Genomic DNA, 22,535 nt, shown 5'->3' with positions numbered 1-22,535 from the left:
CGGGCGCTCGCGCTGTCGGTCGTGAATCCGTCCGCGAGCACGGATCGCAGTCAGCGCGGGAGCCGCCCCTCGTGGATCAGCGACTCGGGATCCGCGGCAGCCCTGACGTCGCGGAGGCGATCGATCGACGCCGGATCACCGCACCGCTCAAGAGTCTCGCCCGGACCGAGGAAGGTCGGGACCGTCTGCGGTGCGGCGACCCTCGCCAGCACCTCCCGAAAGCCGGCCATGCTCGCCTCACCGGGTTCGCTCGGCACCCCCGGGAAGACGGGTACGAGGGCGTGGAGGAGCCAGCCGACCCCCTGAAGCGTCGCGAACCCGGCCCGTCGAGGTTCATTCAGGGCGCCACCGAGCATCCGGATGTCGATGCCCATGATCGGCCACTGCTCCGGCAGCTCGCGGAAGCGGAAGAGGTCGTCGATCGTCGCGTCGTCCAGCGACGAGAGCGCCGCCGACACGCCTTTGCCGGGCGTCGGCTCGGTGGGCTCCCCGCTCGACGCGGCGACGGTCTTCGGCGTCGTGGCCCCTGACACCTCACGGCGAACAGTGCCGGCTCCCCGAACGCGCTCGATCAGGTCGTCGGCGGCTCCGGCGGTGGACAGCGCCTGCACGGTGAGGAAGCTGCGTCCTCGGATCTCCTCGGGAAGCTGGGGAGCGTCAGGCATGCGCATCGAGCTCACGAACACGTTGAGTGACGCCGGGGCCTCTGCGGACAGGTCTCGGACAGCCCGCATCACCGACCCGGCGTCTGCGGCCTCGAATGTGAGCTCGGTGCCCCACAGCGCCGGGGTGGGAACCAGGTCGATCTCGAGTGCCGTCACGATTCCGACGATGCCGCCGGCCCCGCGAAGCGCCCACATCACCTCGGGGTCGCTGTCGTCATCGACACGCTCGTGGGTCCCGTCGCTGCGCAGCACCCACGCGGCCCTGAGGTTGTCGGACCCCAGCCCTGCCGTGCGGCTGAACCAGGAATGGCCGCCGCCCAGGCTGTACCCCGCGACGGCGACGACGGGGCTCGTACCGGCCGGAGCCGCCCAGCCGGTGCCTTCGAGCGCCTCGACCACCGCCCCCCAACGGACTCCGCTGCCGACCCGGACCACGCCGGAACCCAGGTCGACCGACAGCTCGTCGAAGGCGGCCATGCGGACGACGACGGCGTCGGCCAGATCTCCGTCGGCCCCGTGACCGGTGGGCTGCACCGAGAGCGTCGCTCCCGCGTCGCGGGCGGCTTGGAGAAGCGTTCGCAGATCGTCGACATCGACCGGCACGGCAACACCCGCCGGATGCTGTTCGATCGCCAGGTTCCAGGGACGGCGCGCGGCTTCGAAGGATTCGTCGCCGGGAAGGATGAGATCGCCGCGCAGGGCATCCCGCGCGGATTCGAGCACAGAGCGAAGGGCCATGAGGTCACCGTACGACGCCCTACGGACATCGTCTACGGCCTCATGGCCCTGTGCGCGTTTCCCGGTCGAGCCGGGGATGGATCACTCTCCGGCGAGACCGCCGAGCATGTGACCGAAGGATCGGCCCTCTCCGAGATACGTCGCAGGGTCGTAGGGGTCGGCGGTCGCAGCCACCTCGCGCTTCGCGATCGCCTCGGCCAGCTCGCGCGCGCCCTTCTCGACGCGCTTCGCGAGAGGAGCGACCTCGTCACCAGTCCCGCCCCAGTCGCTGGATGCGGCGAAGACGCCGGTCGAGACCGCGTCGGCATGCAGGTATGCGAAGAGCGGTCGGATCGCGTAGTCGATCGCGAGCGAGTGCCGCGCCGTGCCGGCGTTCGCTCCGATCAGCACCGGCTTGCCCGTGAGCGCATCCGGGTCGAGCACGTCGATGAACGACTTGAACAGACCGTTGTAGCTCGTCGAGAAGATCGGCGTGACGGCGATGAGCGCGTCCGCCGAGACCACGGTGTTGATCGCGGTCTCGAGTGCGGGCGGCGCGAATCCGGTGAGGAGGTTGTTCGTGATGTCGTGCGCGTAATCCCGCAGCTCGATCACGTCGACGCTCGCCTGGATGTCGTGACCGGCGAGGGACTTCACGGTCTCCGCCGCCAGACGATCCGCGAGCATCCGCGTGGAGGACGGATTCGAGAGCCCGGCGGATACGACTGCGATGCGACGAGTGCTCATCTCAGGCCCCCTTCCGGCTGAGTCCGAACGCTGCCCCCGCAGGAGCGGGAGAGTCCTGATAGGGCGAGTCACCCGTCAGGTTGTCGCCGCGGTTGGCGCCGGGCCGTGCCTGACGCGTCGGACCGTCGCCGAACTCCGCCTTCACCCGTGCCGCGTGCGTGGGAGCATCCGGCACGCCGGCCGGGCGGTCCTGCGCCATCTCCTTGCGGAGCACGGGCACGACCTCGGAGCCGAGGATGTCGAGCTGCTCGAGCACCGTCTTGAGCGGAAGGCCCGCGTGGTCGATGAGGAACAGCTGGCGCTGGTAGTCGCCGTAGTGCTCGCGCATCGCGGCATAGCGGTCGATGACCTGCTGAGGCGAACCCACCGTCAGCGGAGTCATCTCGGTGAAGTCCTCCATGCTCGGTCCGTGACCGTACACGGGGGCGTTGTCGAAGTACGGGCGGAACTGGTTCACCGCGTCCTGCGACTTCGCCGCCATGAAGACCTGGCCGCCGAGGCCGACGATCGCCTGCTCAGGCGTGCCGTGGCCGTAGTGCGCGTAGCGCTGACGATACAGCTCGATCAGACGCTGGTAGTGCTCCTTGGGCCAGAAGATGTTGTTCGCGAAGAAGCCATCTCCGTAGTACGCGGCCTGCTCCGCGATCTCGGGTGTGCGGATCGATCCGTGCCACACGAACGGTGCGACTCCGTCGAGGGGGCGCGGCGTCGAGGTGAAGCCCTGCAGCGGGGTGCGGAACTTGCCCTCCCAGTTCACGACGTCCTCACGCCACAGCTTGTGCAGCAGGGCGTAGTTCTCGATCGCGAGCGGGAGACCCTGCCTGATGTCCTGGCCGAACCAGGGGTAGACCGGTCCGGTGTTGCCGCGGCCGAGCATGAGGTCCATGCGGCCGTCGGAGACGTGCTGCAGCATCGCGTACTCCTCGGCGATGCGCACGGGGTCGTTGGTCGTGATGAGCGTGGTCGACGTCGAGACGATCAGACGCTCCGTCTGCGCCGCGAGTGCGGCGAGGAAGGTCGTGGGACTCGACGACCAGAAGGGCGGGTTGTGGTGCTCGCCGATCGCGAAGACGTCGAGACCTACCTCTTCGCTGTGCTTGGCGATCGCCAGGGTCGCCTTGATCCGCTCCTGCTCACTCGGCGTCTCACCGGTGGTCGGGTCGCGGGTGATGTCGCTGACCGACATGATGCCGAACTGCACCGGGACGCCTGCCTGCTCACTCATGATTGCTCCGTCTTCTCCGAATCGGGTGCCCTGCATCCGGTTCTATTCATTTGAATGTATCTGAGTCAACGCGATGCGGCCAACTTTATTCCCCGAGTAGCCTCAGAGGATGCACAGCGACGGAGCCGCCACGACGAACCCCGCCACCGGATCCGTCCAGAAGCCTCGCAAGCGCGTCCCGTTCTGGGACAACGCCCGCTACGCCTGCATCGTCCTGGTCGTCCTCGGTCACGCCATCCAGCGTCTCACGTACGATTCGGACATCGCGCTGGCGGCGTATCTCGCGCTCTACGCCTTCCACATGCCCGCGTTCGCGATCATCTCCGGCTACTTCTCGAAGTCCGGGTCGCCGACGCGAGTCCAGATGGCGCGCGTGATCACCGACATCCTGCTCCCCTATGTCATCTTCGAACTCCTGTGGACTCTGACGAAGTGGCTGGTCGAGGGTCAGGCCGACCCGAACCTCACAAAGCCCTCGTGGACGCTGTGGTTCCTGCTCGCACTCGGCATCTTCCGCCTCGTACTCCCTTACCTCGCGCTGCTGCGCTGGCCGCTGCTGTGGACGGTGATCATCTCAGTCGGGGTCGGCTACCTCCCCAACGTCGACAGCACGTTCTCGCTGTCGCGCACACTCGGCCTGCTGCCCTTCTTCGCTTTCGGATGGTGGCTGCGCGAGCGCGACGTGGTCGCACGCCTCCGTCTGCTGGAGACGCGTCCCTGGTGGACCCGCGTCGCCAGTGTCGCCCTGCTCGGCGCGGCCGGCTTCGCCGCCTGGCATTGGATAGACCTCTGGAAAGAGATCGACCTGCGCCACTGGCTGTTCTACGAGGATGCGTACGCGGACCTCGGCGGAGAGCAGTGGTGGGCCGGCGGCGTGCGCATCGCGCTGATGCTGCTGGCGGTGCTCCTGAGCGCCGCGTTCTTCACCCTGATCCCCCGACGCACATACTGGTGGACGAGATTCGGCCAGTACACGATGTACGTGTTCCTGCTTCACTCGTTCGTGCTCTACCCGTTCCGCGAGTCCGGCGTGCTGCGCGATCTCGATCCGACGTGGCTGTGGCTGCCGCTCGTGACCCTGTTGTCTGTGGTCCTTGCCCTCGCTCTCGCGACGAAGCCGGTGCGCTGGCTCTTCCGTCCTCTGGTCGAGCCCCGCCCGCAGTGGCTCTTCCGCGATCCTGAGCTCGCTCGACGTGAAGGCCACCGCAGCGACCCGACCGGGTCTCGTCGGCCGCGCCAGGGGGCAGCGGCTAGCCTGAAGGAGTGACCAGAGCCGAGACGATCCGCGACCGCCTGGTGGACCACGCGGATGCCTCGGGATTCGGAGCCCATGGGCTTCACGTTCTGGTGGGAGCCGACGTCGCAGAGCACCGGTGGACCGCTGACGTCCGCGAGGAGATCCACTCGGTGGCGAAGGGCGTATGCGTCCTCGCGGCCGGGATCGCCGCCGACGAGGGTCTCGTGTCGCTCGACGCTCCGATCGCCGAGTACGTCCCGGAACTCCCGCTCGGAGACGGCGTCGACCGGATCACGCTCCGACGCCTGCTCTCGATGTCGAGCGGAATCGACCTCCCCTGGTCGGAGACCATGATGACCGACTGGCCCGACCTCGCACGCGAGTTCCTCTCGCGCCCGTCGCGTGGTCACGTCTTCCAGTACTCGAACGCGAGCACCTACACGGCCATGGCCGTGCTCGCGACACGAGTCGGCGACATCGTCGACTACCTGCGACCGCGGCTGCTCGCGCCTCTCGGCATCGACGACCTCGAGTGGGAGCGGTGCCCGCGCGGCCGAATCGTCGGCGGCAGCGGCATCGCCCTGCGCACCGAGGAGACGGCACGCCTGGGCCGACTGATCCGCGATCGCGGCGAATGGGAGGGGCGGCGCCTCGTCTCCGCCGCCGTCATCGACGCGATGCACGCCGATTGGGTGACGGCGGGCCAGAACCCCGGCTACGAGCGCTACGCGCTGTCGGGATGGGACGGCCCGGGCGCGGCCTGGCGCCTGCACGGCGCCTACGGGCAGCTGCTGATCTTCTCCGGCGATGCCGTCGTGACCATCACCGCTGACGACCACTTCGGCGCAGACGCCATGTCGGCGTTCGTAACTGAGACGCTCAGCGCCTGACCGCGTTCCGCGTCCGTCAGGCGAAGAGCCCGGCGCCGACGTACGATCCGGGCTTCGCCCCGGCCGGGATCGCCCAGATGCCCGAGCCGACGTGCATGATGTACTCGTTCATGCGGTCGGTCGACAGCCGTCGCTGCAGAGAGATGAACTGCGACGGATCGCGCTGGTACGACAGGAAGAAGAGTCCCGCGTCGAGGCGGCCGAGATCATTGTTGCCGTTGACGTAGTTGAACCCGCGGCGAAGGATGCGGATGCCGTCGTTCTGATCCGGATGCGCGAGCCGCACGTGCGCGTTCCGGTCTATCGCAGACGAGCCGAAGTCCGGTGCGGTGAACTCGTCGCCGCCCGACAGCGGCGCCCCCTCGCCCTTGTCACGACCCACGATCGTGTTCTGCTCCGAGAGCCGCACCCGATCCCAGGTCTCGATCAGCATCGCGATCTTCCGCGCGACGAGATACGAGCCTCCCGTCATCCATGCGGGCTCATCCGATTCGCCGACCCACACGTTCGCGTCGAGCGCGGCGGCGTCGTCGGCGAGGATGTTGGCCGTGCCGTCCTTGAATCCGAACAGGTTGCGCGGGGTCGCCTGGGCGGAGGTGGTGCGGGAGGTCTTGCCGAAACCGAGCTGCGACCAGCGCAGCCGAGCACGCCCGAAGGCGATGCGACTGAGGTTGCGGATCGCGTGCACCGCGACCTGCGGGTCATCTGCGCAGGCCTGGATGCAGAGATCGCCGTGCGAGGCCTGCGGGTCGAGGTCGTCGCCCAGGAAAGCGGGCAGCCTCTCGAGCTTCTGCGGGCGGCGTGCGGCGATTCCGAAGCGGTCGCCGTCCTCGTTCTCGAACAGGCTGGGCCCGAATCCGAACGTGATCGTGAGACCGGCGGCAGGGAGGCCGAGAGCTTCACCGGTGTCATCGGGCGGCACCTCGGCGTCGCCCCCGACTGCGCCCGTGGCGCTCACCTCGAGGCCCTTGGTCATTCGCGACGCCGCATACGTCCAGTCCTGCAGCAACGTGATCAGGTCGTCACGATCGGTCCGCGGCATCATGTCGAACGACGCGAAGTGCAGATGCTCCTGCACCGGCGTCGTGATCCCCGCCTGGTGCGCGCCGAAGAACTCGTAGGCGATCTGCGCATCCGCCTCGGCTCTGGCGCGGCCGAGGGCCACGCCGCCGGCCAGTCCGCCGCCCACCCCCACCGCGAGGGAGGCGACTCCCCCGCCGATCGCGAGGCCGAGGAGCCCGCGTCGGCTGAGGCCTGCTGATGGGGATGCCGTGGCTGCCGACTCCGGCGCGGAGTCGGCAGTCGCAGCATCGTTCGCGCGTTCGTTCACGGGCGGGATCGTCCCCTTCGAATCAGTCGAGGACTGTGCCGGTGAGCTGCGACAGCGGCTCGGCGAGAGCGTTGATGAGGTCGGTGAACTCGCGCTTGTCGGCGTCGGTCAGCTCCGCGTAACCGACGAAGCCCGCCTCGAGCGAACCGTGCGCTGCCAGCGACTCGTCGAGAGCCGCGTATCCGTCCTGGATCTCGGTGACGAGCGCGGCGCCGTCATCGCCCTGCGCGGTGGCGAAGTCCTGCACGAGGGAGAAGGCCATCTTGGAGCCCTCGACGTTGGCCGCGAAGTCGTAGAGGTCGGTTCCCGACCACCAGTCCTCTTCTCCGGAGATCTTGCCGGTCGCGACCTCGTCGAGCAGCGCGATCGCACCGTTCGAGATTCCGCCGATCCCCTGGTCGTCCAGAGCGGTCGTGAAGTCGTCGGAGTGCACGTAGTCGTAGAGCTCCTGAACGTCTGCGAGCAGCTGGTCACCGTAACCGGCGCGCTCCTCGGTCGTCGAGGGCGCCCAGTCATGCCAGGCGGGCGTCTCGCCGTCGGCGTTGAGGGCGTCCTGCGCCGGCACCCAGAGGTCCTTCTCGATGCGGTGGAAGCCGGTCCAGTCGAGACCCTCGGCCACAGCATCGACCTCTCGGTAGTCGATGCGAGGATCGAGGGTGCCGAGAGCCTCGGCGACGGGCTCGATGCGCTCGTAGAAGGCCCGAGTCTGCGGGAAGAGCGCGCGAGCGGTCTCGTCGTCGCCCGACTCGTAGGCGGCGACGAACTCGTCGACGGACGGCACGAGCTGTCCGACCTGGTCCTTCACGAACGCCGCGTACAGGTCGACGGCCTGCTGCTTCTGGTCGGCATCCTCACCCTCGACCGCGACGCGGTCTCCGGTCACCGTGAACTCCGACTTGCCGACGCCCTCGCCGATCATTCCCGGCTTGCACAGGGTGAAGTACTTGCCCGGCTGCGCCACCACGGTGAGTGTGCGGGAGGCGGACGGCGCGATGTTCTCGACCTCGCCCACGATGCGCAGTCCGTCGTCGGCGAGCAGGTAGAACTCCGAGGTCTGGCCGCTGTCGTTCGTCACGTCGAACGTGAGGGTGCCGCTCTCGGCAGTCGTCGCAGAGACCGCGCACTCGGAGTCGGTCGACGAGACGTCGAACGCGGCGCCTGCTGCGACATCGCTTTTGGCGACGCAGCCGCTGAGAACGAGTGCTGTCGCGCCGGCTGCGGCGACAGCACCGAGGATTCGGCGAGAGGTGGTCATGCTGCTCCTTGCTGGGTGAGAGTGGGAGTCGAGACGTCGCGGTCTGCGGACGTGGACGAGCGAGGCGTGGTCGGCCGACGGGAACGCAGCCCGCGGACGAAGAAGAATCCGACGACGACGAGGTAGGCGGCCCAGGCCGTCACCTGAAGCCACGTCATCCGCGGCATGAAGCCGACGGTCGCCTGCAGGATGGTGGCCCATGCTCCGTCCGGGGCGATCACGTTCGTCACGTCGAACGCCCATCCGAACGGGAACGCGGCCCAGCCGAGCGCCACGGCGCCGGTGACGGCGTCGATGGGAGCCGCCGAGGTGAAGGGGCCGGGCAGGGCACCTGCCTCCTGCAGGTCCATGATGGCGTATGCCAGGACGCCTGCCGCGACGATCACGAGGAAGCCACTCGTCCAGGTGAAGAACCGGCGGAGGTCGAGTCGGACGGCACCGCGGGCGAGCAGCCATCCGATCACGACGGCGGCGACGAGACCGAGCATCGCCCCGAGCAGGGCGGAGGGGGCGTCTCCGAACGACTGGACCATCGACCACAGGAGCAGGGTCGTCTCGATCCCCTCCCTGGCCACGGAGACGAAGCCGATCGCGATCAGCGCCCACAGGCCTCCGTTCGTGAGAGCACGATCGAGTCCGCCTTCGAGGGTCGCCTTCATGGTGCGCCCGGCCTTCTGCATCCAGAAGATCATCCAGGTGACCATGCCCACCGCGAGCAGCGAGAGAAGGCCGCCGATGAGCTCCTGCGCCTCGAACGTGAGCGAGTAGGCACCGAAGGTGAGGACCGCGCCGATGCCCAGAGCGAGGGCGATCGCCAGCCCCACACCGGCCCAGAGCCTCGGCAGAGCGTCGCTGCGCCCGAGACGGCGGAGGTAGGCGACGAGGATGCCGACGACGAGAGCGGCCTCGAGGCCTTCGCGAAGACCGATCAGGAACGTTGCGAGCACGGAATGGAGACTCTCTGAGAAAAGACTGAGGTAAGGCATCCCTTACCTCAGAGAGGTTATCACCAGATCGCGGTCGCCTCATTCACGTGCTCGAACCGGCGGGAGTAATGCGACGCAACACTCGACCACGCACCTCGCGACCGATTTACGCTCGATGCATGGCTGATCTCTCGCTTCCCATCCTCGACCTGTCCCAGCTCGATGCCGGCCCCGAGGCCGCGGCACGGTTCCGAGACGAACTGCGTGCAGCGACACACGATGTGGGCTTCTTCTACCTGACGGGCACGGGGGTCTCCCCCGAGCTCGAAGCTCGCCTGCACCGGGCCGCGCTCGACTTCTTCGCGCTGCCCGAAAAGGACAAGCTCGCGATCGAGAACGTCAACAGCCCCCACTTTCGCGGATACACCCGTGTCGGCGGCGAACGCACGCAGGGCAAGATCGACTGGCGCGAGCAGATCGACATCGGCCCCGAGCGCGAACCCATCGAGGGCGGACCCGCTTTCAACCGCCTCACCGGCCCGAACCTCTGGCCCGAGGCCCAGCCCGAGCTGAAGACGGTCGTCACCGAATGGCACGACACTCTGACCGAGGTCGCGCACAAGCTGCTGCGCGCCTGGGCCGTGACGCTCGGAGCGGAGGAGTCGTACTTCGACGAGCCCTTCCGTGACCCCTCGACGCTCATCAAGATCGTCCGCTACCCGGGCACTCATGAGCCGGAGCCCCAGCAGGGCGTCGGCGCCCACAAGGACTCCGGCGTGCTCACGCTGCTCTGGGTCGAGCCGGGCAAGGGTGGACTGCAGGTGGAGCGGAACGGCGAGTGGGTGTCGGCTCCGCCCGTTCCCGGCGCGTTCGTCGTCAACATCGGGGAACTGCTGGAGTACGCGACCGGTGGCTATCTCAAAGCGACCAACCACCGCGTGATCTCCCCCACGGCACCGGAGGAGCGCATCTCCATCCCGTTCTTCTTCAATCCGGCGCTCGACCAGCAGCTGCCGCTCCTCGACCTTCCGGCCGATCTCGCTGCAGAGGCGACCGGCATCACCGAGGATCCGAGCAATCCGATCCACGCGACGTACGGGGAGAACGCCATGAAGTCACGGCTGCGCGCCCACCCCGACGTCGCTGCGATCCACCACCCGGACCTGGTCGCCACGAAGGCCTGACCACCGGCTACAACGCCGGGCCGCCCCCGAGCGCGACGATCTCGCGCAGAGCCTGGAGGTGGCCGGCGAAAGCCGCTCGCCCCGTCGAGGTCGAATACACCCAGGTGCGCGGACGACTGCCGAGACTGCCCTTGCGGGCGACGACATACCCCGCCGCCTGCAGGTGCGTGATGGCCTTGCTCAGCGGAGAGTCTCCGCACTGGAGGATCTCGCGGAGTGTCGCGAAGTCCAATTCGATGCCCTCCCCGAGCGAGGCCATCAGCGAGAAGCGGATCGGTGACGCGAAGTTGTCGTCGAGCCGGGTACGGGGATGCGGCGCCGGCGGCGACTCAGTCACGGAGATCCCGCCCGGGGACGAAGGAGACGGCGACGAACAGGATGATCACGGCGGCCCCCGCCAGCGCTCCCGCGTCGAGGGGAACGGGTAGCAGCACGGCTCCGGAGAGCGCCGACACCGCGACCGCGAAGATCGCCAGGTGCGGCCATCGCCAGGATGCGCCGATCGCAGGAAGCCCGAGATCGCTGCTGAACGCGAACATCCAGATGAACAGCATCAGCAGGACGAGCATGACCAGAACACTCGCGAGCCCTCCGTCCGGCGCCGACGCGAGCGTCATGAGCACCCCGAGCGCGACGCCGACGAGGATCGTCCCCCAACGAATGACGCGCGAAAGTGGCTGTGGGTGCGAGCGCGGCGGACGGACGTCGCCGGACGCACGAGCGAGCTGCACTGCTCCGTAGCCGCCCAAGCCCACCAGGACGAGTGCGGGTGGGATCAGCACCCCGATGGCTGGGAAGCCCGGCGCCCAGACGGCGAAGCCGAAGACGACGAGCGCCGTGGCGACGAGCAGACCGCCCGCGAGCAGCGCCGGCCACTTCGACCACGAGGGGCGGCGCTGCATGCCGCTGCGCTGCGCCATGCCACTCGCGAGCTGAACCCACAGGAGGAAGCTGAAGACGATGGTCTGTGACGCGAGCACACTGTCGGCCCGGAGGGCGAACGCCAACACCGCCAGATACGCCGCTGTCGCCACGGCATTGACGATCTGCAGCCATGCCAGTGCTCGACGGTCCACCGTGCGTTCGCGACGCGTGGCGACCGCTGCCGCCTCATCGAGATATCTCTGAGCGATGTCGGCACTGGGAGGCGCGAGCACCTCGTAGCCGTCGACAGGTTTCTGCTCCATGATGCCCCCTCGCGCTTTCCAGTTGGAAAGCTTCTTACTTTCCTACGGGAAAGCTGGCGCGGGGTCAACCCCTGGAACATGACGAAGGCCGCCCCACACCTGGGGCGGCCTTCTCAAGAATGTTCTGCGCGATTGTACGCTGGAGCGCTCTGCGTTATCGGCGGAGACCCAGGCGAGCGATCAGCGAGCGGTAACGCTCGATGTCGACGCTCTGGAGGTAGCCGAGCAGACGGCGGCGCTGACCCACGAGCAGGAAGAGGCCACGACGCGAGTGGTGGTCGTGCTTGTGCTCCTTCAGGTGCTCAGTGAGGTCCTTGATGCGCTGCGTCAGCATCGCGGCCTGCACCTCGGGGGATCCGGTGTCACCGGGGTGCGTCGCGTACTCTTCGATGATCGCCTTCTTGACGTCTGCTTCCAGTGCCATAGATTCGATCCCCTCTCTGCTTGTTGCGCGGTGCCCGACGCCTGATGCGTGAGCTCTCTTTATCCGCGGCCGATCAAACGGCAACCTGAAGAGTCTACCAGGACTCGATGCCGCCGGAGGACCGCGACTGCGCTCGCGCGATGGCGTCTCGGATACTCTCGAATCATGCATGACGGACACCCGGCGTGAGCGACGCACGCAGCCATCTGATCGACCTCAGCCCCCTCAAGGCCAGCCCGGCGTTCGCGCGGATGTGGATCGGCTCGGTCCTCGCAGGGATCGGCGGGCAACTGACGATCGTCACGGTCATGCTGCACGTGTTCGCGCTCACCGGGAGCACCTTCGCAGTCTCGATGATCGCCGTGGCCGGGCTCGTGCCGATGGTCCTCGCCGGGCTGTACGGCGGGATGCTCGCCGACGCCTTCGACCGTCGCAGGGTGGCGTTGATCGCCGCCACGGTGACCTTCGCCTCCACCGCGCTGCTCGCGGCGCTCACCTGGAGCGGCGCGGAGACCATCTGGTGGCTCTATGTGCTGAGCATCGTCAACTCCGCGGCGAATTCGGTCGGCATGGCCACCCGCACGGCGATCGTGCCGCGGCTCATCCCCCGCGACAAGCTCGCCGCCGCTTCCGCCCTCAACGGAGTGGCATTCGGACTCACGGTGATGGCCGGACCCGCCATCGCGGGAATCCTCGTCGCACTCACCGGGTACGGATGGACGTACACCCTCGATGTGATCCTGATGCTGTCGATGTTCCTCGGACTGTGGAGCCTGCCTCCGCTTCGCCCCGAGGGTGAGATCGTGAGGCCGGGCTTCGCGTCGCTCGTGGACGGGTGGCGGTTCCTGCGCCGAGCGAGCAACATCCGGATGCAATACGTCGTCGACATCATCGCAATGACTTTCGGGCAGCCGCTCGTGCTGTTCCCGGCTCTCGGAACGGTCCTCCTCGGCGGAGGAGCGGTGACGACCGGCATCCTCACCGCAGCCGTCGCAGCGGGCACGTTCGTTTCGAGCCTCTTCTCCGGACGGGTCGTGCAGTATCGCTGGCACGGGCGCGGCATCGAGCGGGCGGTCGAGGCCTACGGCGCATCCATCCTTTTGTTCGGCGCGGTCCTGGTGGCCGGGGCCCTCTCCGGCGGGGCGACCGAACAGGCTCCGAATGTCTGGCTGATCGTCGCGGCGTGCGTGGCACTCGCCCTCTCGGGCGCATCCGACAACGTGAGCTCGATCTACCGCAACACCATGATGCAGGCGGCAGTGCCAGACGCGATGCGCGGCCGCCTGCAGGGCGTCTTCATCATCGTCGTCGCCGGTGGCCCTCGCATCGGCGCCCTCTACGCCGGCACGCTCGCGACCCTCACCACTCTCTGGTTCCCCCCGCTGCTCGGCGGATTGCTCGTGATCGCTCTGGTCGCGCTGCTCGCACGGCGCAGCCCGGGGTTCCGTGCGTACGACGCAGAGAACCCCGAGCCCTGATGGGCCCGGGGTTCTCGAGATCAGGCGATCAGTCCTGCTGCAGAGCGCCCTGCAGGTCGAGGCTGATCGTGACGTCCTTGCCGACCAGCACTCCGCCGGTCTCGAGTGCTGCGTTCCACGTCAGGCCGAAGTCCTCGCGGTTGATGACCGTCTTGGCCGAAGCGCCGGCCTTGTAGTTGCCCCACGGGTCGGAGCCGAAACCGCCGAAGTCGAGCTCGAAGCTGACGGGCTTGGTGATGCCGCGGATGGTGAGGTCGCCGTCGACGAAGAGCTCGCCGCCCTCGGCGCGCGCACCGGTCGACACGAACTCCATCGTCGGGAAGTTCTCGGTGTCGAAGAAGTCACCGGAACGGAGGTGCGTGTCGCGCCCCTCGTCCTTCGTGTCGATCGACGTGACGTCGACGCTCGCTTCGACGCGGGCCTCGAGGGGGTTCTCGGGGGCGATCAGGGTCGCGCTCTTGACGCCGAAGGTGCCCCGCACTTTCGAGATCATCATGTGGCGCACGCTGAAGGTGACCTCGCTGTGCGACGGGTCGAGCACCCAGGTGCCGGGACGGTAACCGGGAATGTCGATGCTGGTCATGGTTTCTCCTCGGGAGACATCAGCCGCAGTACGCGGCAACGGATGAGGGGCCGTGTTCACGGCGTCACGCGTTACAACTTACATGCACATGCATGTATTCCCCGAACACGCAGATTCACCTCCTGCAACGGAGAAGGCGCCGGACCCACGAGGGTCTCGGCGCCTTCCGGCTTTGATCGGGTCAGCCTACGGCGACGAGATCGATGATGAAGATGAGGGTCTTTCCCGAGAGGAAGTGGCCTCCGCCGACGGGGCCGTATGCCAGGTGCGGCGGAATGACGAGCTCACGCCGTCCGCCCTCCTTCATACCGGGGATGCCGTCCTGCCAGCCCTGGATCAGGCCGCGAAGCGGGAACTGGATGGTCTCTCCGCGACCCCACGACGAGTCGAACTCCTCGCCCGAATCGAACTCAACACCGGCATAGTGCACGGTCACGGTGTCGCCGGGCTTTGCCTCGGCGCCGTCTCCCTCGATGAGGTCTCGGATGACGAGCTCCGCGGGGGCGGGCCCGGTGGGTGCGTCGAACTCAGGCTTTGTGCGATCAGTCATGCTCTCCATCAAACCTGAGCCGTGGGTCGCCGGTCAACGGGATCGCTCCGCTGAGGGCGAAACGGCGATGTGTGCCGACTCGAACCCTCCAAGCCCTTGACACCCGCCCGCACCGGGTGCACCCTGTTTACAGATCAACTCAGCGCCCGGGTAGACATGCAGGCATCGCCGCAGCACCGGGCGCTGAGTCTTGCTGCGGGGCACTCGTCTCTCGCGTCAACATCAGACGTGATGCGCCTCCGCCGAGTACTCGACGAGCAACGATGCGAGCTCGTCCGGTCTGCTGAGCGCGACGCAATGGCCTGCCAGGATCTCGTCAGCGACGACGCCCAGGCGCTCGAGAGCGAGGTCCCGGAGGAACTCAGACGGGAAGAACCTGTCCTCCGTGCAGACGATGAACTTCGTCGGCACGCTCGGCCAGGCGGTGAGCGGCCAGGGCGCAGCCATCGAGGCTTCGGACGGATGCGCCCTCTCGCGACCCATCGCCTCCTCGGCCAGCGCTCGCGGCACGTCGTGATAGAAGCCGACGAGGGGATCATCGTTTCCGGTCACACCGCCGTCGCGAGCCGCCTGCGCCTTCACCGCGGCGGCGAACCCGGTGTTCGACCACCACTCTCCCGGCGACTCCCCCGGCATCGGGATCATCGCCGCGAGCATCACGAGGGCGTCAGCTGCGACCTTCTCGGCGACGATCGGCGCAGTGAGTCCGCCGAACGAGTGACCGACCACGACTCCGCCTCGTCGTCCGCCGACCGCATCCACGACGGCATCCGCATAGTCGATGAGAGTGAGCGACTCGTCATCACCCGGCAGGTCGGGCGCGATCACCTCGTGTCCGCGATCCCTCAGTGCGGCTGCGACGCGATGCCATGACCATCCCGTGTCTCCCGCTCCGTGAACGAGGATGAAGACGGCCATGGCCCAGCCTCCTTCAATACGCCAGCAGTGCTGCCCGCGTGGCGCGTGTGCGTGCGAGCAGGGCCTGTTCGTCTGCCGGGGCCATCGGGTCGCGGCCCGTGATCGCCCGCTGACGGACGGAAGCCAGCATCGTCGCGTCCTTGATGAACTCGCGCATCAGGGGACGTCGATCGCCGCGCAGCTGCGAGGCCCAGGCGAGGCCGGTCTTGCGCCCCGCCGGGGTCGCCAGCATCGTGACCTCTTCAGGGGTGAACCATCCTGCAGCCGCGTAATCGCCCAGACGAGCCTTCGTCAAGCGCGATTCCTCTCGCCGCAAGGCGATGATGCCGAAGATGAACCCGACGAACAGGGGCACCTGGAGGACGAAGTAGAGGAGGAAGAAGTTCGCGAAGGACGAGCCGTTCCACAGGCCGTGCAGCACCATCGCGCCCAGCATCCCGAGAAGGCCGAAGCCGAGCGCTGCACCTGTGGATGCGTGACGTCGAGCGGCGAGGCCGATTGCGAGGCCGGTGAGCGATGTGAACATGGCGTGCGCGAACGGCGACATGATCGCACGCAGGATGAACGTCACCGTCAGCTGCTCTCCCCCGCCCTCGATGAGGCTGATCGCGAAGTACTGGATGTTCTCGGTGAACGCGAAGCCGGCACCCACCAGCGCGCCGTAGACGACTCCGTCGACCGGTCCGTCGAAGGACCGACGCGCGATGAGGAAGATCAGGAAGACTCCGAAGCCCTTCCAGAACTCCTCGACGATGGGAGCCTGGATCACAGCGCCCGCGACCTCACCCCTGAGCCCCAGGACGGCGGTCAGCCCCAGGTCGACGAGAAGGGTGAGTCCCACGGCGGCGATGGCACCCCAGGCGATCGCGAAGAACACGAGCGACTTGGGCTCGGGCTCCCACCGGTCGATCATGCGCACGACGAAGAAGACGATCGCGAGCGGCACGAGCGCGAGCACGAGCCCGATGATCGATGCGAGCGGGCCGAGGAACAGCCCGAAGTAGGCGATCAGGCCGAGCAACAGCAGACCGAGGAAACCGAACAGCGAGAACAGGGCGACTCGTCCGCCTCGGCGCGCCGCGGGCAGTGCAGGAAGACCGGGGGCAGGCGAAGGGGCGGCAGGGGCCGGAGGGGAATACGGGGTCGGCTGGGCCAGCACCGACGCGTAGTCCGGACGCTGCGAGAACTGCGTCGGCGCATAGCTCGACTGCGCGTATTGCTGAGCGGAGTACTGCGGCGGACCGGCCTGCGGCTGCTGAGGATAGGCCTGGGGCTGCTGAGGATACGCCGGGGGCTGCTGCTGTGCTGGCGGCGGCGTGTACGGCGATGGCTGGGACGGTCCTCCGGAACTCATAGCCAAAGCATATGGCGAACAACCAACTTCCCCCGGGTCTGGTGACTTCCTCCAGGCAATCGAGCCGGGCAGCGGATAGCGTAGGAGCATGCGGTTCGCTCATCTGCGTCGTGCCGACTCCCCTGCTGCGCATCTCGCAGTGGTGGAGGGTGCCGATGCCATCCTCGTCTCCGATCTTCTTCCCGACCCCCCTGCGACGCTTCAGCAGCTGATCGAGGGCGGTGAGCAGATGCTCTCCGCGCTTCGCGCCGCTGTCGAGAGCGGCACCGCCACCCGGCATCCGCTCGAGGGCTGGTCATTCGCGTCCGCGGTCATCGCTCCCCCCGCGGTGCTCGCGGTCGGCCTGAACTACGCCGCACACTCGAGCGAGCTCGGCCTGAAGACCGACGCGGCTCCGACCGTCTTCACCCTGTGGCCCAATTCGCTCACGGGCCATCAGCAGACGACGTCGTGGCCGCGAGCACTGAGCGAGGCCGTGGACTACGAGGCGGAGCTCGGCGTGCTGATCGGCACGCCTGCGAAAGACGTCGCAGAGGCCGACGCCCTGTCGTACGTCTGGGGCTACACCGTCGTCAACGACATCACCGCACGCAACGTGCAGTTCTCTGAGGCGCAGTGGTCACGGTGCAAGTCCTTCGACGGCTTCACCCCGACCGGTCCGTTCGCCGTCACGGCCGACGAGATCGCCGACCCTCAGGACCTGCACATCTGGGCCGTCGTGGACGGCCAGACCGTGCAGGACGCGAGCACCGACCAGATGGTCCGATCGGTCGCGAAGCTCATCGCACACCTCTCGCAGTCGCTCACGCTGCTGCCCGGCACGCTGATCTCCACCGGCAGCCCCGGAGGAGCCGGCTACTCCCGTGACCCGCAGATCTTCCTCCGCGATCGTTCGACCGTGACAGTCGGCATCGACGGGATCGGCGAGCTCACCACCCACTGCCGCGTGCTGGACTGAGCCGGACGCGGATATGAGAAGGGGCCCCGGCGGATGCGCCGGGGCCCCTTCTCGCAGATCAGATCTCGATGAGGTCCTCGGACGAGATCACCGGAATCGCAGCGGTGATCGCCTCGAGTCCGGACAGACGCGCGGGCGACAGCTGCTTGATGACCTCTTCACGCGACATCAAGCCGGCCTCGACGACCAGGTCGGCCACGTTCCGGTTGGTCAGGAGGGCGGTCTTGGCCAGAGCAGCTGCGGCAGCGTATCCGATGAACGGCGTGAGCGCGGTGATGACGCCGACCGAGGCGCCGACCATGGCGCCGAGACGATCGCGGTTCGCCGTGATGCCGTCGACGCAGTTGACGCGCAGCGTCCACATCGCCTGGCGCATCCAGGTGATCGACTGGAAGATCGAGTGAGCGATCACGGGCTCGAAGGCGTTGAGCTGAAGCTGCCCCGCCTCGGCTGCCATCGTCACCGTCATGTCCGCACCCGCGACCGCGAACGCCACCTGGTTGACGACCTCCGGGATCACCGGGTTCACCTTGCCGGGCATGATGCTGGAACCAGCCTGCATGGCGGGCAGGTTGATCTCGCCGAAGCCCGCCTGCGGACCAGACGACAGCAGTCGCAGGTCGTTGCAGATCTTCGACAGCTTCATCGCGTTGCGCTTCAGCGTCGAGGAGAAGGACATGAACGACCCGGTGTCGCTCGTCGCCTCGACGAGGTCGGCGGAGGTGACCAGGTCGAGCTCGGTGATCTCGCGCAGGTGCTTCAGCACGGCGGGCGCGTAGTCGGAGTGGGTCGTGATGCCCGTGCCGATGGCCGTGGCGCCCATGTTGATCTCGAACATCAGTGACGCGTTCTCGGTGAGGCGCGTGTGGTCGTAGCCGAGGGTCGAGGCGAAGCCGTGGAACTCCTGGCCCAGAGTCATCGGCACAGCGTCCTGCAGCTGGGTGCGTCCGACCTTGAGCACGTCGTGGAACTCATGCGACTTGTGCAGGAACGAGATGCGCAGCAGATCGAGCTCTTCGAGCAGTGACCGGAGCGTCAGCGACAGACCGATCTTGACAGCGGTCGGGTAGACGTCGTTGGTCGACTGGCTGCGGTTGGTGTGATCGATCGGCGACAGGAACGCGTAGTCGCCCTTCTCACGCCCGGCGAGCTCGAGCGCGATGTTGGTGATGACCTCGTTGGCGTTCATGTTCGTCGAGGTGCCGGCGCCGCCCTGGATCACCCCGACGGTGAACTGGTCGTGGAACTCGCCGTCGATCACACGCTGAGCGGCTCGGTCGATCAGATCGGCGCGCTCGGGGTCGAGGACCCCGATCTCGCGGTTGGCCCTGGCGCTGGCCTGCTTGACCATGGCCAGCGCGACGACGAGGTCGGGATAGACCGAGATCGGGCGCTTCGTGATCGGGAAGTTCGCGTCGGCGCGGGCAGTGTGGATCCCCCAGTACGCGTCGGCGGGAATCTCCATGCTCCCGAGAGAGTCGGTCTCGGTGCGGGTGGGGGCAGGCGCGGCAGAAGCCATGTCACATCCTTGTGGGTAGTGGCGAGTGTGTGGTGCGGGGGATGCTCCCAGTCTACGCCTGCGTGCATGCGCCGCCAGGGATACGACGGCGGGTCAGCGTTTGCGCGAGAAGGCCTCGAGTCGTTCGTCGGGGCTGAGTCGCGCCATCCTCTCGAGCCATGCCAGCGAGAAGTGATCTCCGGTCGGCGCGTCCGTCACGGGCACCACGGTGTGGGTGATCGTCTCAGGACGCACATGCACGATCTGGAAGGCCTGCGCGGCATCCATGCCGTTCACGTCGGCGGCGGGGCGCGCGACATTCATGGTGTAGCAGGTCGCCGAAGCCACGCTGACCGGCACGCCCGCGAACGTGCCGTGCGAGGAGTAGTGCAGGTGACCGGCCAGGATGCCGCGCACGTCCGTATCGCGGATGACCGCCGCCAGTTCGTCCTGGTGCCGCAGCTCGAGGATGTCGAAGAGCGGCAGGTGGCTCGGCAGCGGCGGGTGGTGCATCGCGAGCAGAGTGCCGTGCGGCGCCGGTTCACTCAGGATCTCCGCCAACCACGAGAGCTGACCGGCGTCCAGGTCACCGTGATGCCACCCCGGCACACTCGTGTCGAGCGCGATCAGTCTCAGCCCGTCGAGGTCCCATACCCCCGTCACCGGCTCCTGAGTCGGAGGCAGATCGAGCAGCCCCTCTCGCAGGGCCGGGCGCTCATCGTGGTTGCCTGCCACCCACACGATCGGCGCCGCCAGCTCTTGCGCGACGGGCTCCACTGCACGACGGAGCCGGCGATACGCGTCCGGCTCCCCCAGATCCGCCAGGTCTCCGGTGATGACGATCGCCGCCGGGTGCGGATGCACAGCCCTGATCGCCTCGAGAGTGCGGGCGAAGTTCGACTCGACGTCGAAGCGTCCGCCGAGCCGCACGCCGTTCGCCAGGAAGTGCGGGTCGCTCACGTGGATGATGACGTGACTCGCGGGATCATGGCGACCGAAGACGAACTCGCTGTCGGAAGGCACTGGCATGGTCTCAGCCTAGGCCGCACGGCGACATCGGACCATGACACCTCCACGGCAGCTGTAGTAGTCGCGATAGTGTGCTCGGATGGCGAAGAACGAGACGAGGCGACGGAACATCGCGGATGCGGGGCTGAGCGTCCTGGCGACGGACGGTTCTCGCGGGCTCACGCACCGCGCCGTCGACATGGTGGCCGGCGTGCCGGTGGGCACCACCTCGAACTACTTCCGCAGTCGGGATGCGCTCATCGAGGGCCTCGTCGAGCGGATCGGCGAACGTCTCGCCCCCAGCGACGATGACCTCGCCCGCCGATCATCCGAGCAGCCGAGCAGGGAGCTCTTCGCCGACTACGTCAGAGACATCGTGCGTCGTCTGACCGACGACCGCGACGTCACGCTGGCGCTGTTCGAGCTGAGGCTCGAAAGCAGCCGTCGCCCCGAGCTGGCCGCCCTCCTGGGGGCATGGCAGCGAGCGGGCTTCGATGCGGATGTCGCGTTCAACACGGCAGCGGGGCTTCCCGGCGGCCGACGCGAGATCGCGCTGTTCCACTACGCGATCGACGGGCTTCTGCTCGATCGGCTGACGTCTCCGATCGATCCCGACACGTCGACCGACGAGATCGTGGACGACCTCGTCACCGGCCTTCTGCGCTGAATCCGGACGCCGCCGGACACTCCGGTCAGTGCCCGACGACGATGATCAGGATGCCGGCCACCACGGCCACCGCACACAGCGCGAAGCACCCGTAGGCGCCGTACAGCGCGATGCGTCGCTGCGCCTCGGTGAGAGGACTCTTCTTCGCCGCCTTGGCGGCCTGCTTCGCCGCCCGCTTGAGCTCCTTCTCAGAGATCACGGTGATGGCGTCGGTGAACTCCGCCGGACTCACGACCGGCGCGTGTCCGCTGCGGACCAGCAGACGCAGACCGAACGCGTAGAACGTCACCACGGCGCAGGCGCCGATCAGAGCGGCGAGGAACACCTGGACGAATGCGCCCCAGTCGATGCCGACACTCACTTCGACTCCTCGCTGTTCGTCTTCTCCGGGCTGTCCGTCTGCGTCACGACGCCCGTCTTCGGCGCCTTCTTCGCGGCCTTCGCCGCAGCTTTCGCCTTCGCATCCGATCTGGCCTTGGCCTTGGCCTTCTCTCGCGCCTCTGCGCGGGCCTTCGCCTCGGCCTTGGCCTCGATGATCCGCTGCTGCCTGCGCGTGGGCGGCGTCGTGTCCGGGTGCTCGATCGCGAGCCCCGACTCGGCGACGTCGCTCATCGCGTTCGCCGAGGTCACTGCATCTTTGCGTGAGCGCAGGAACAGGCCGATGATCACGGCGAGTGCGAGGACGGTGTCGATCGCGATGCCCCAGAGTCCGAGCCATGTGATCAGCAGGGCCGCGAGAGCGCCGACAGCACCTGCCGCCGGAAGTGTGAGGAGCCAGCCGATGGCGATTCGACCGGCGGTCCGCCAGCGAACCGTCGACCCCCGTCGGCCGAGGCCCGAGCCGATGACCGAACCCGATGCCACCTGCGTGGTCGACAGAGCGAAGCCGAAGGCGCTGGAGGCGAGGATTGTCGCGGCTGTCGAGCTCTCCGCCGAGAAGCCCTGCGCGGGCTTGACCTCGGTCAGGCCCTTGCCGAGCGTGCGGATGATCCGCCACCCTCCGAGATACGTGCCGAGAGCGATCGTGACCGCACAGGCGATGATGACCCAGAGATACGGGTCCGCCTGCTCGCTGTTCTGCCAGCCGACCGTGATGAGCGCGAGGGTGATCACGCCCATCGTCTTCTGGGCGTCGTTCGTGCCGTGCGCGAGGGCCACCAGCGATGACGTGAAGATCTGACCCCAGCGGAAACCGTCCCGCCCGTCGGGCTTGCCGTCGTAGCGCCGGGTGATCGAGTACGCGAGCTTGGTCGCCGCGAACGCGATGATGCCGGCCGTCAGCGGGGCGATGAGTGCCGGGAGGATGATCTTCGACAGCACCATGCCGAAGTCGATGCCGCCGACCCCGACGCCGACCAGCGTTGCTCCGATGAGACCGCCGAAAAGCGCGTGGGACGAGCTCGAGGGCAGGCCCAGGAGCCAGGTCAGCATGTTCCAGGTGATGGCGCCGATGAGACCGGCGAAGATCATCGGGAGGAACACATCGCCCTGGATCGTGTCCTCGCGGATGATCCCGTGCGACACGGTCTTGGAGACCTCGGTCGAGAGGAACGCGCCGACGAGGTTCAGCACCGCCGCGAGAAGGACCGCTGTCTTGGGCTTGAGTGCGCCCGTCGCGATGGGGGTCGCCATCGCGTTGGCCGTGTCGTGAAACCCGTTGGTGAAGTCGAAGAAGAGTGCCAGCGCGATAACCAGCACGACGATGAGGGCTGCGGTTTCCACCGTTCGCTTTCG

General features: G+C 67.5%; 23 protein-coding genes. 6 read left to right on the top strand and 17 right to left on the bottom strand.

What is annotated here, in order from left to right; all coding sequences use genetic code 11:
* Positions 1–50 precede the first annotated feature (50 nt).
* The 3 genes from MRBLMI13_RS02130 to MRBLMI13_RS02120 all read right to left on the bottom strand — a co-directional run bounded on the left by MRBLMI13_RS02130 (position 51) and on the right by MRBLMI13_RS02120 (position 3,354).
* Positions 51–1,403, bottom strand: coding sequence for an FAD-binding oxidoreductase (locus MRBLMI13_RS02130; RefSeq protein WP_367820786.1), 1,353 nt, complete (start codon positions 1,401–1,403; stop codon positions 51–53).
* Positions 1,404–1,484: 81 nt separating this feature from the next.
* The gene (locus MRBLMI13_RS02125; RefSeq protein ID WP_042541795.1) at positions 1,485–2,129 is read right to left on the bottom strand and encodes an FMN reductase; all 645 of its coding nucleotides are present in this window, start codon (positions 2,127–2,129) and stop codon (positions 1,485–1,487) included.
* Between the two features lies 1 nt (position 2,130).
* Complete coding sequence (locus tag MRBLMI13_RS02120) at positions 2,131–3,354, bottom strand: LLM class flavin-dependent oxidoreductase (protein ID WP_367820788.1); 1,224 nt, start codon at positions 3,352–3,354, stop codon at positions 2,131–2,133.
* Between the two features lie 109 nt (positions 3,355–3,463).
* On the opposite strand from MRBLMI13_RS02120, the gene MRBLMI13_RS02115 reads away from it, so the two are divergent.
* Together MRBLMI13_RS02115 and MRBLMI13_RS02110 are read left to right on the top strand one after the other, a co-directional pair.
* On the top strand, positions 3,464–4,621 hold the full coding sequence (locus tag MRBLMI13_RS02115; RefSeq protein ID WP_367820790.1) for an acyltransferase family protein: 1,158 nt from the start codon (positions 3,464–3,466) through the stop codon (positions 4,619–4,621).
* On the top strand, positions 4,618–5,481 hold the full coding sequence (locus MRBLMI13_RS02110; RefSeq protein WP_367820792.1) for a serine hydrolase domain-containing protein: 864 nt from the start codon (positions 4,618–4,620) through the stop codon (positions 5,479–5,481). Before MRBLMI13_RS02115 ends, MRBLMI13_RS02110 begins: the two co-directional genes overlap by 4 nt.
* 16 nt (positions 5,482–5,497) lie before the next feature.
* On the opposite strand, the gene efeB is transcribed toward MRBLMI13_RS02110, so the two are convergent.
* From efeB to efeU, 3 genes are read right to left on the bottom strand one after another with little or no spacing between them, the layout of a single operon-like run.
* Positions 5,498–6,811, bottom strand: coding sequence for an iron uptake transporter deferrochelatase/peroxidase subunit (gene efeB / locus MRBLMI13_RS02105; RefSeq protein WP_367820794.1), 1,314 nt, complete (start codon positions 6,809–6,811; stop codon positions 5,498–5,500).
* 22 nt (positions 6,812–6,833) lie between these two features.
* Positions 6,834–8,066 carry an iron uptake system protein EfeO gene (gene efeO, locus MRBLMI13_RS02100; RefSeq protein ID WP_367820796.1) on the bottom strand — a complete coding sequence of 411 codons (1,233 nt, stop codon included), beginning with the start codon at positions 8,064–8,066 and terminating at the stop codon, positions 6,834–6,836.
* Complete coding sequence (gene efeU / locus MRBLMI13_RS02095; RefSeq protein WP_311879294.1) at positions 8,063–9,013, bottom strand: iron uptake transporter permease EfeU; 951 nt, start codon at positions 9,011–9,013, stop codon at positions 8,063–8,065. The genes efeO and efeU overlap by 4 nt, the downstream gene beginning before the upstream one ends.
* Before the next feature lie 158 nt (positions 9,014–9,171).
* Between efeU and MRBLMI13_RS02090 the strand changes: the two genes are divergently transcribed.
* A complete protein-coding gene (locus tag MRBLMI13_RS02090) occupies positions 9,172–10,176 on the top strand; it encodes an isopenicillin N synthase family dioxygenase (RefSeq protein WP_367820798.1) in 1,005 nt (334 codons plus the stop codon).
* Positions 10,177–10,183: 7 nt separating this feature from the next.
* Here MRBLMI13_RS02090 and MRBLMI13_RS02085 read toward each other — a convergent pair whose 3' ends face one another.
* The 3 genes from MRBLMI13_RS02085 to rpsO form a co-directional block, all read right to left on the bottom strand.
* A complete protein-coding gene (locus MRBLMI13_RS02085) occupies positions 10,184–10,513 on the bottom strand; it encodes a transcriptional regulator (protein ID WP_367820800.1) in 330 nt (109 codons plus the stop codon).
* On the bottom strand, positions 10,506–11,363 hold the full coding sequence (locus tag MRBLMI13_RS02080) for a hypothetical protein (RefSeq protein WP_367820802.1): 858 nt from the start codon (positions 11,361–11,363) through the stop codon (positions 10,506–10,508). The genes MRBLMI13_RS02085 and MRBLMI13_RS02080 overlap by 8 nt, the downstream gene beginning before the upstream one ends.
* Positions 11,364–11,517: 154 nt before the next feature.
* Complete coding sequence (rpsO, locus tag MRBLMI13_RS02075) at positions 11,518–11,787, bottom strand: 30S ribosomal protein S15 (RefSeq protein ID WP_017203073.1); 270 nt, start codon at positions 11,785–11,787, stop codon at positions 11,518–11,520.
* A gap of 185 nt (positions 11,788–11,972) precedes the next feature.
* On the opposite strand from rpsO, the gene MRBLMI13_RS02070 reads away from it, so the two are divergent.
* The gene (locus MRBLMI13_RS02070; protein ID WP_367820805.1) at positions 11,973–13,265 is read left to right on the top strand and encodes an MFS transporter; all 1,293 of its coding nucleotides are present in this window, start codon (positions 11,973–11,975) and stop codon (positions 13,263–13,265) included.
* A gap of 28 nt (positions 13,266–13,293) precedes the next feature.
* Here the strand turns inward: MRBLMI13_RS02070 and MRBLMI13_RS02065 are convergent, their stop codons facing one another.
* The 4 genes from MRBLMI13_RS02065 to MRBLMI13_RS02050 all read right to left on the bottom strand — a co-directional run bounded on the left by MRBLMI13_RS02065 (position 13,294) and on the right by MRBLMI13_RS02050 (position 16,670).
* Positions 13,294–13,848 carry a YceI family protein gene (locus MRBLMI13_RS02065; protein ID WP_042541805.1) on the bottom strand — a complete coding sequence of 185 codons (555 nt, stop codon included), beginning with the start codon at positions 13,846–13,848 and terminating at the stop codon, positions 13,294–13,296.
* Between the two features lie 181 nt (positions 13,849–14,029).
* Positions 14,030–14,398 carry an FKBP-type peptidyl-prolyl cis-trans isomerase gene (locus tag MRBLMI13_RS02060; RefSeq protein WP_042541806.1) on the bottom strand — a complete coding sequence of 123 codons (369 nt, stop codon included), beginning with the start codon at positions 14,396–14,398 and terminating at the stop codon, positions 14,030–14,032.
* Positions 14,399–14,620: 222 nt separating this feature from the next.
* Entirely contained in the window at positions 14,621–15,316 is a 696-nt protein-coding gene (locus MRBLMI13_RS02055) for an alpha/beta fold hydrolase (protein WP_367820808.1), read from the bottom strand.
* Between the two features lie 13 nt (positions 15,317–15,329).
* Positions 15,330–16,670 (bottom strand): PrsW family intramembrane metalloprotease, encoded by a 1,341-nt coding sequence (locus tag MRBLMI13_RS02050; protein ID WP_309687829.1) that lies wholly within the window; start codon positions 16,668–16,670, stop codon positions 15,330–15,332.
* Between the two features lie 88 nt (positions 16,671–16,758).
* Between MRBLMI13_RS02050 and MRBLMI13_RS02045 the strand changes: the two genes are divergently transcribed.
* Positions 16,759–17,628, top strand: a complete 870-nt coding sequence (locus MRBLMI13_RS02045; protein WP_042541808.1) for a fumarylacetoacetate hydrolase family protein — start codon at positions 16,759–16,761, stop codon at positions 17,626–17,628.
* A gap of 58 nt (positions 17,629–17,686) precedes the next feature.
* On the opposite strand, the gene MRBLMI13_RS02040 is transcribed toward MRBLMI13_RS02045, so the two are convergent.
* Positions 17,687–19,147, bottom strand: coding sequence for an aspartate ammonia-lyase (locus MRBLMI13_RS02040; RefSeq protein WP_042541809.1), 1,461 nt, complete (start codon positions 19,145–19,147; stop codon positions 17,687–17,689).
* Between the two features lie 93 nt (positions 19,148–19,240).
* Positions 19,241–20,155, bottom strand: a complete 915-nt coding sequence (locus MRBLMI13_RS02035) for a phosphodiesterase (RefSeq protein ID WP_367820811.1) — start codon at positions 20,153–20,155, stop codon at positions 19,241–19,243.
* A 79-nt stretch (positions 20,156–20,234) separates the two neighbouring features.
* Between MRBLMI13_RS02035 and MRBLMI13_RS02030 the strand changes: the two genes are divergently transcribed.
* Positions 20,235–20,801, top strand: a complete 567-nt coding sequence (locus tag MRBLMI13_RS02030; protein WP_367820813.1) for a TetR/AcrR family transcriptional regulator — start codon at positions 20,235–20,237, stop codon at positions 20,799–20,801.
* A gap of 25 nt (positions 20,802–20,826) precedes the next feature.
* On the opposite strand, the gene MRBLMI13_RS02025 is transcribed toward MRBLMI13_RS02030, so the two are convergent.
* Together MRBLMI13_RS02025 and MRBLMI13_RS02020 are read right to left on the bottom strand one after the other, a co-directional pair.
* Entirely contained in the window at positions 20,827–21,162 is a 336-nt protein-coding gene (locus MRBLMI13_RS02025) for a peptidase (RefSeq protein ID WP_042541812.1), read from the bottom strand.
* Positions 21,159–22,523, bottom strand: coding sequence for an inorganic phosphate transporter (locus MRBLMI13_RS02020; protein ID WP_367820815.1), 1,365 nt, complete (start codon positions 22,521–22,523; stop codon positions 21,159–21,161). Before MRBLMI13_RS02020 ends, MRBLMI13_RS02025 begins: the two co-directional genes overlap by 4 nt.
* Between the last annotated feature and the right edge of the window lie 12 nt (positions 22,524–22,535).

Origin of the sequence: Microbacterium sp. LMI13-1-1.1, from assembly GCF_040815625.1 — a bacterium.
Classification (GTDB): Bacteria; Actinomycetota; Actinomycetes; order Actinomycetales; family Microbacteriaceae; genus Microbacterium; species Microbacterium forte.
Note: the sequence above shows the minus strand (reverse complement) of the source record. Positions and strands in the feature narration are given on the sequence as shown.

Excerpts from the sequence above, each read along its gene's own strand:
- MRBLMI13_RS02130 (WP_367820786.1), bottom strand. The coding sequence starts at position 1,403 with ATGGCCCTTCGCTCTGTGCTCGAATCCGCGCGGGATGCCCTGCGCGGC.
- MRBLMI13_RS02125 (WP_042541795.1), bottom strand. The coding sequence starts at position 2,129 with ATGAGCACTCGTCGCATCGCAGTCGTATCCGCCGGGCTCTCGAATCCG.
- MRBLMI13_RS02120 (WP_367820788.1), bottom strand. The coding sequence starts at position 3,354 with ATGAGTGAGCAGGCAGGCGTCCCGGTGCAGTTCGGCATCATGTCGGTC.
- MRBLMI13_RS02115 (WP_367820790.1), top strand. The coding sequence starts at position 3,464 with ATGCACAGCGACGGAGCCGCCACGACGAACCCCGCCACCGGATCCGTC.
- efeO (WP_367820796.1), bottom strand. The coding sequence starts at position 8,066 with ATGACCACCTCTCGCCGAATCCTCGGTGCTGTCGCCGCAGCCGGCGCG.
- MRBLMI13_RS02090 (WP_367820798.1), top strand. The coding sequence starts at position 9,172 with ATGGCTGATCTCTCGCTTCCCATCCTCGACCTGTCCCAGCTCGATGCC.
- MRBLMI13_RS02080 (WP_367820802.1), bottom strand. The coding sequence starts at position 11,363 with ATGGAGCAGAAACCTGTCGACGGCTACGAGGTGCTCGCGCCTCCCAGT.
- rpsO (WP_017203073.1), bottom strand. The coding sequence starts at position 11,787 with ATGGCACTGGAAGCAGACGTCAAGAAGGCGATCATCGAAGAGTACGCG.
- MRBLMI13_RS02065 (WP_042541805.1), bottom strand. The coding sequence starts at position 13,848 with ATGACCAGCATCGACATTCCCGGTTACCGTCCCGGCACCTGGGTGCTC.
- MRBLMI13_RS02060 (WP_042541806.1), bottom strand. The coding sequence starts at position 14,398 with ATGACTGATCGCACAAAGCCTGAGTTCGACGCACCCACCGGGCCCGCC.
- MRBLMI13_RS02055 (WP_367820808.1), bottom strand. The coding sequence starts at position 15,316 with ATGGCCGTCTTCATCCTCGTTCACGGAGCGGGAGACACGGGATGGTCA.
- MRBLMI13_RS02050 (WP_309687829.1), bottom strand. The coding sequence starts at position 16,670 with ATGAGTTCCGGAGGACCGTCCCAGCCATCGCCGTACACGCCGCCGCCA.
- MRBLMI13_RS02045 (WP_042541808.1), top strand. The coding sequence starts at position 16,759 with ATGCGGTTCGCTCATCTGCGTCGTGCCGACTCCCCTGCTGCGCATCTC.
- MRBLMI13_RS02040 (WP_042541809.1), bottom strand. The coding sequence starts at position 19,147 with ATGGCTTCTGCCGCGCCTGCCCCCACCCGCACCGAGACCGACTCTCTC.
- MRBLMI13_RS02035 (WP_367820811.1), bottom strand. The coding sequence starts at position 20,155 with ATGCCAGTGCCTTCCGACAGCGAGTTCGTCTTCGGTCGCCATGATCCC.
- MRBLMI13_RS02030 (WP_367820813.1), top strand. The coding sequence starts at position 20,235 with ATGGCGAAGAACGAGACGAGGCGACGGAACATCGCGGATGCGGGGCTG.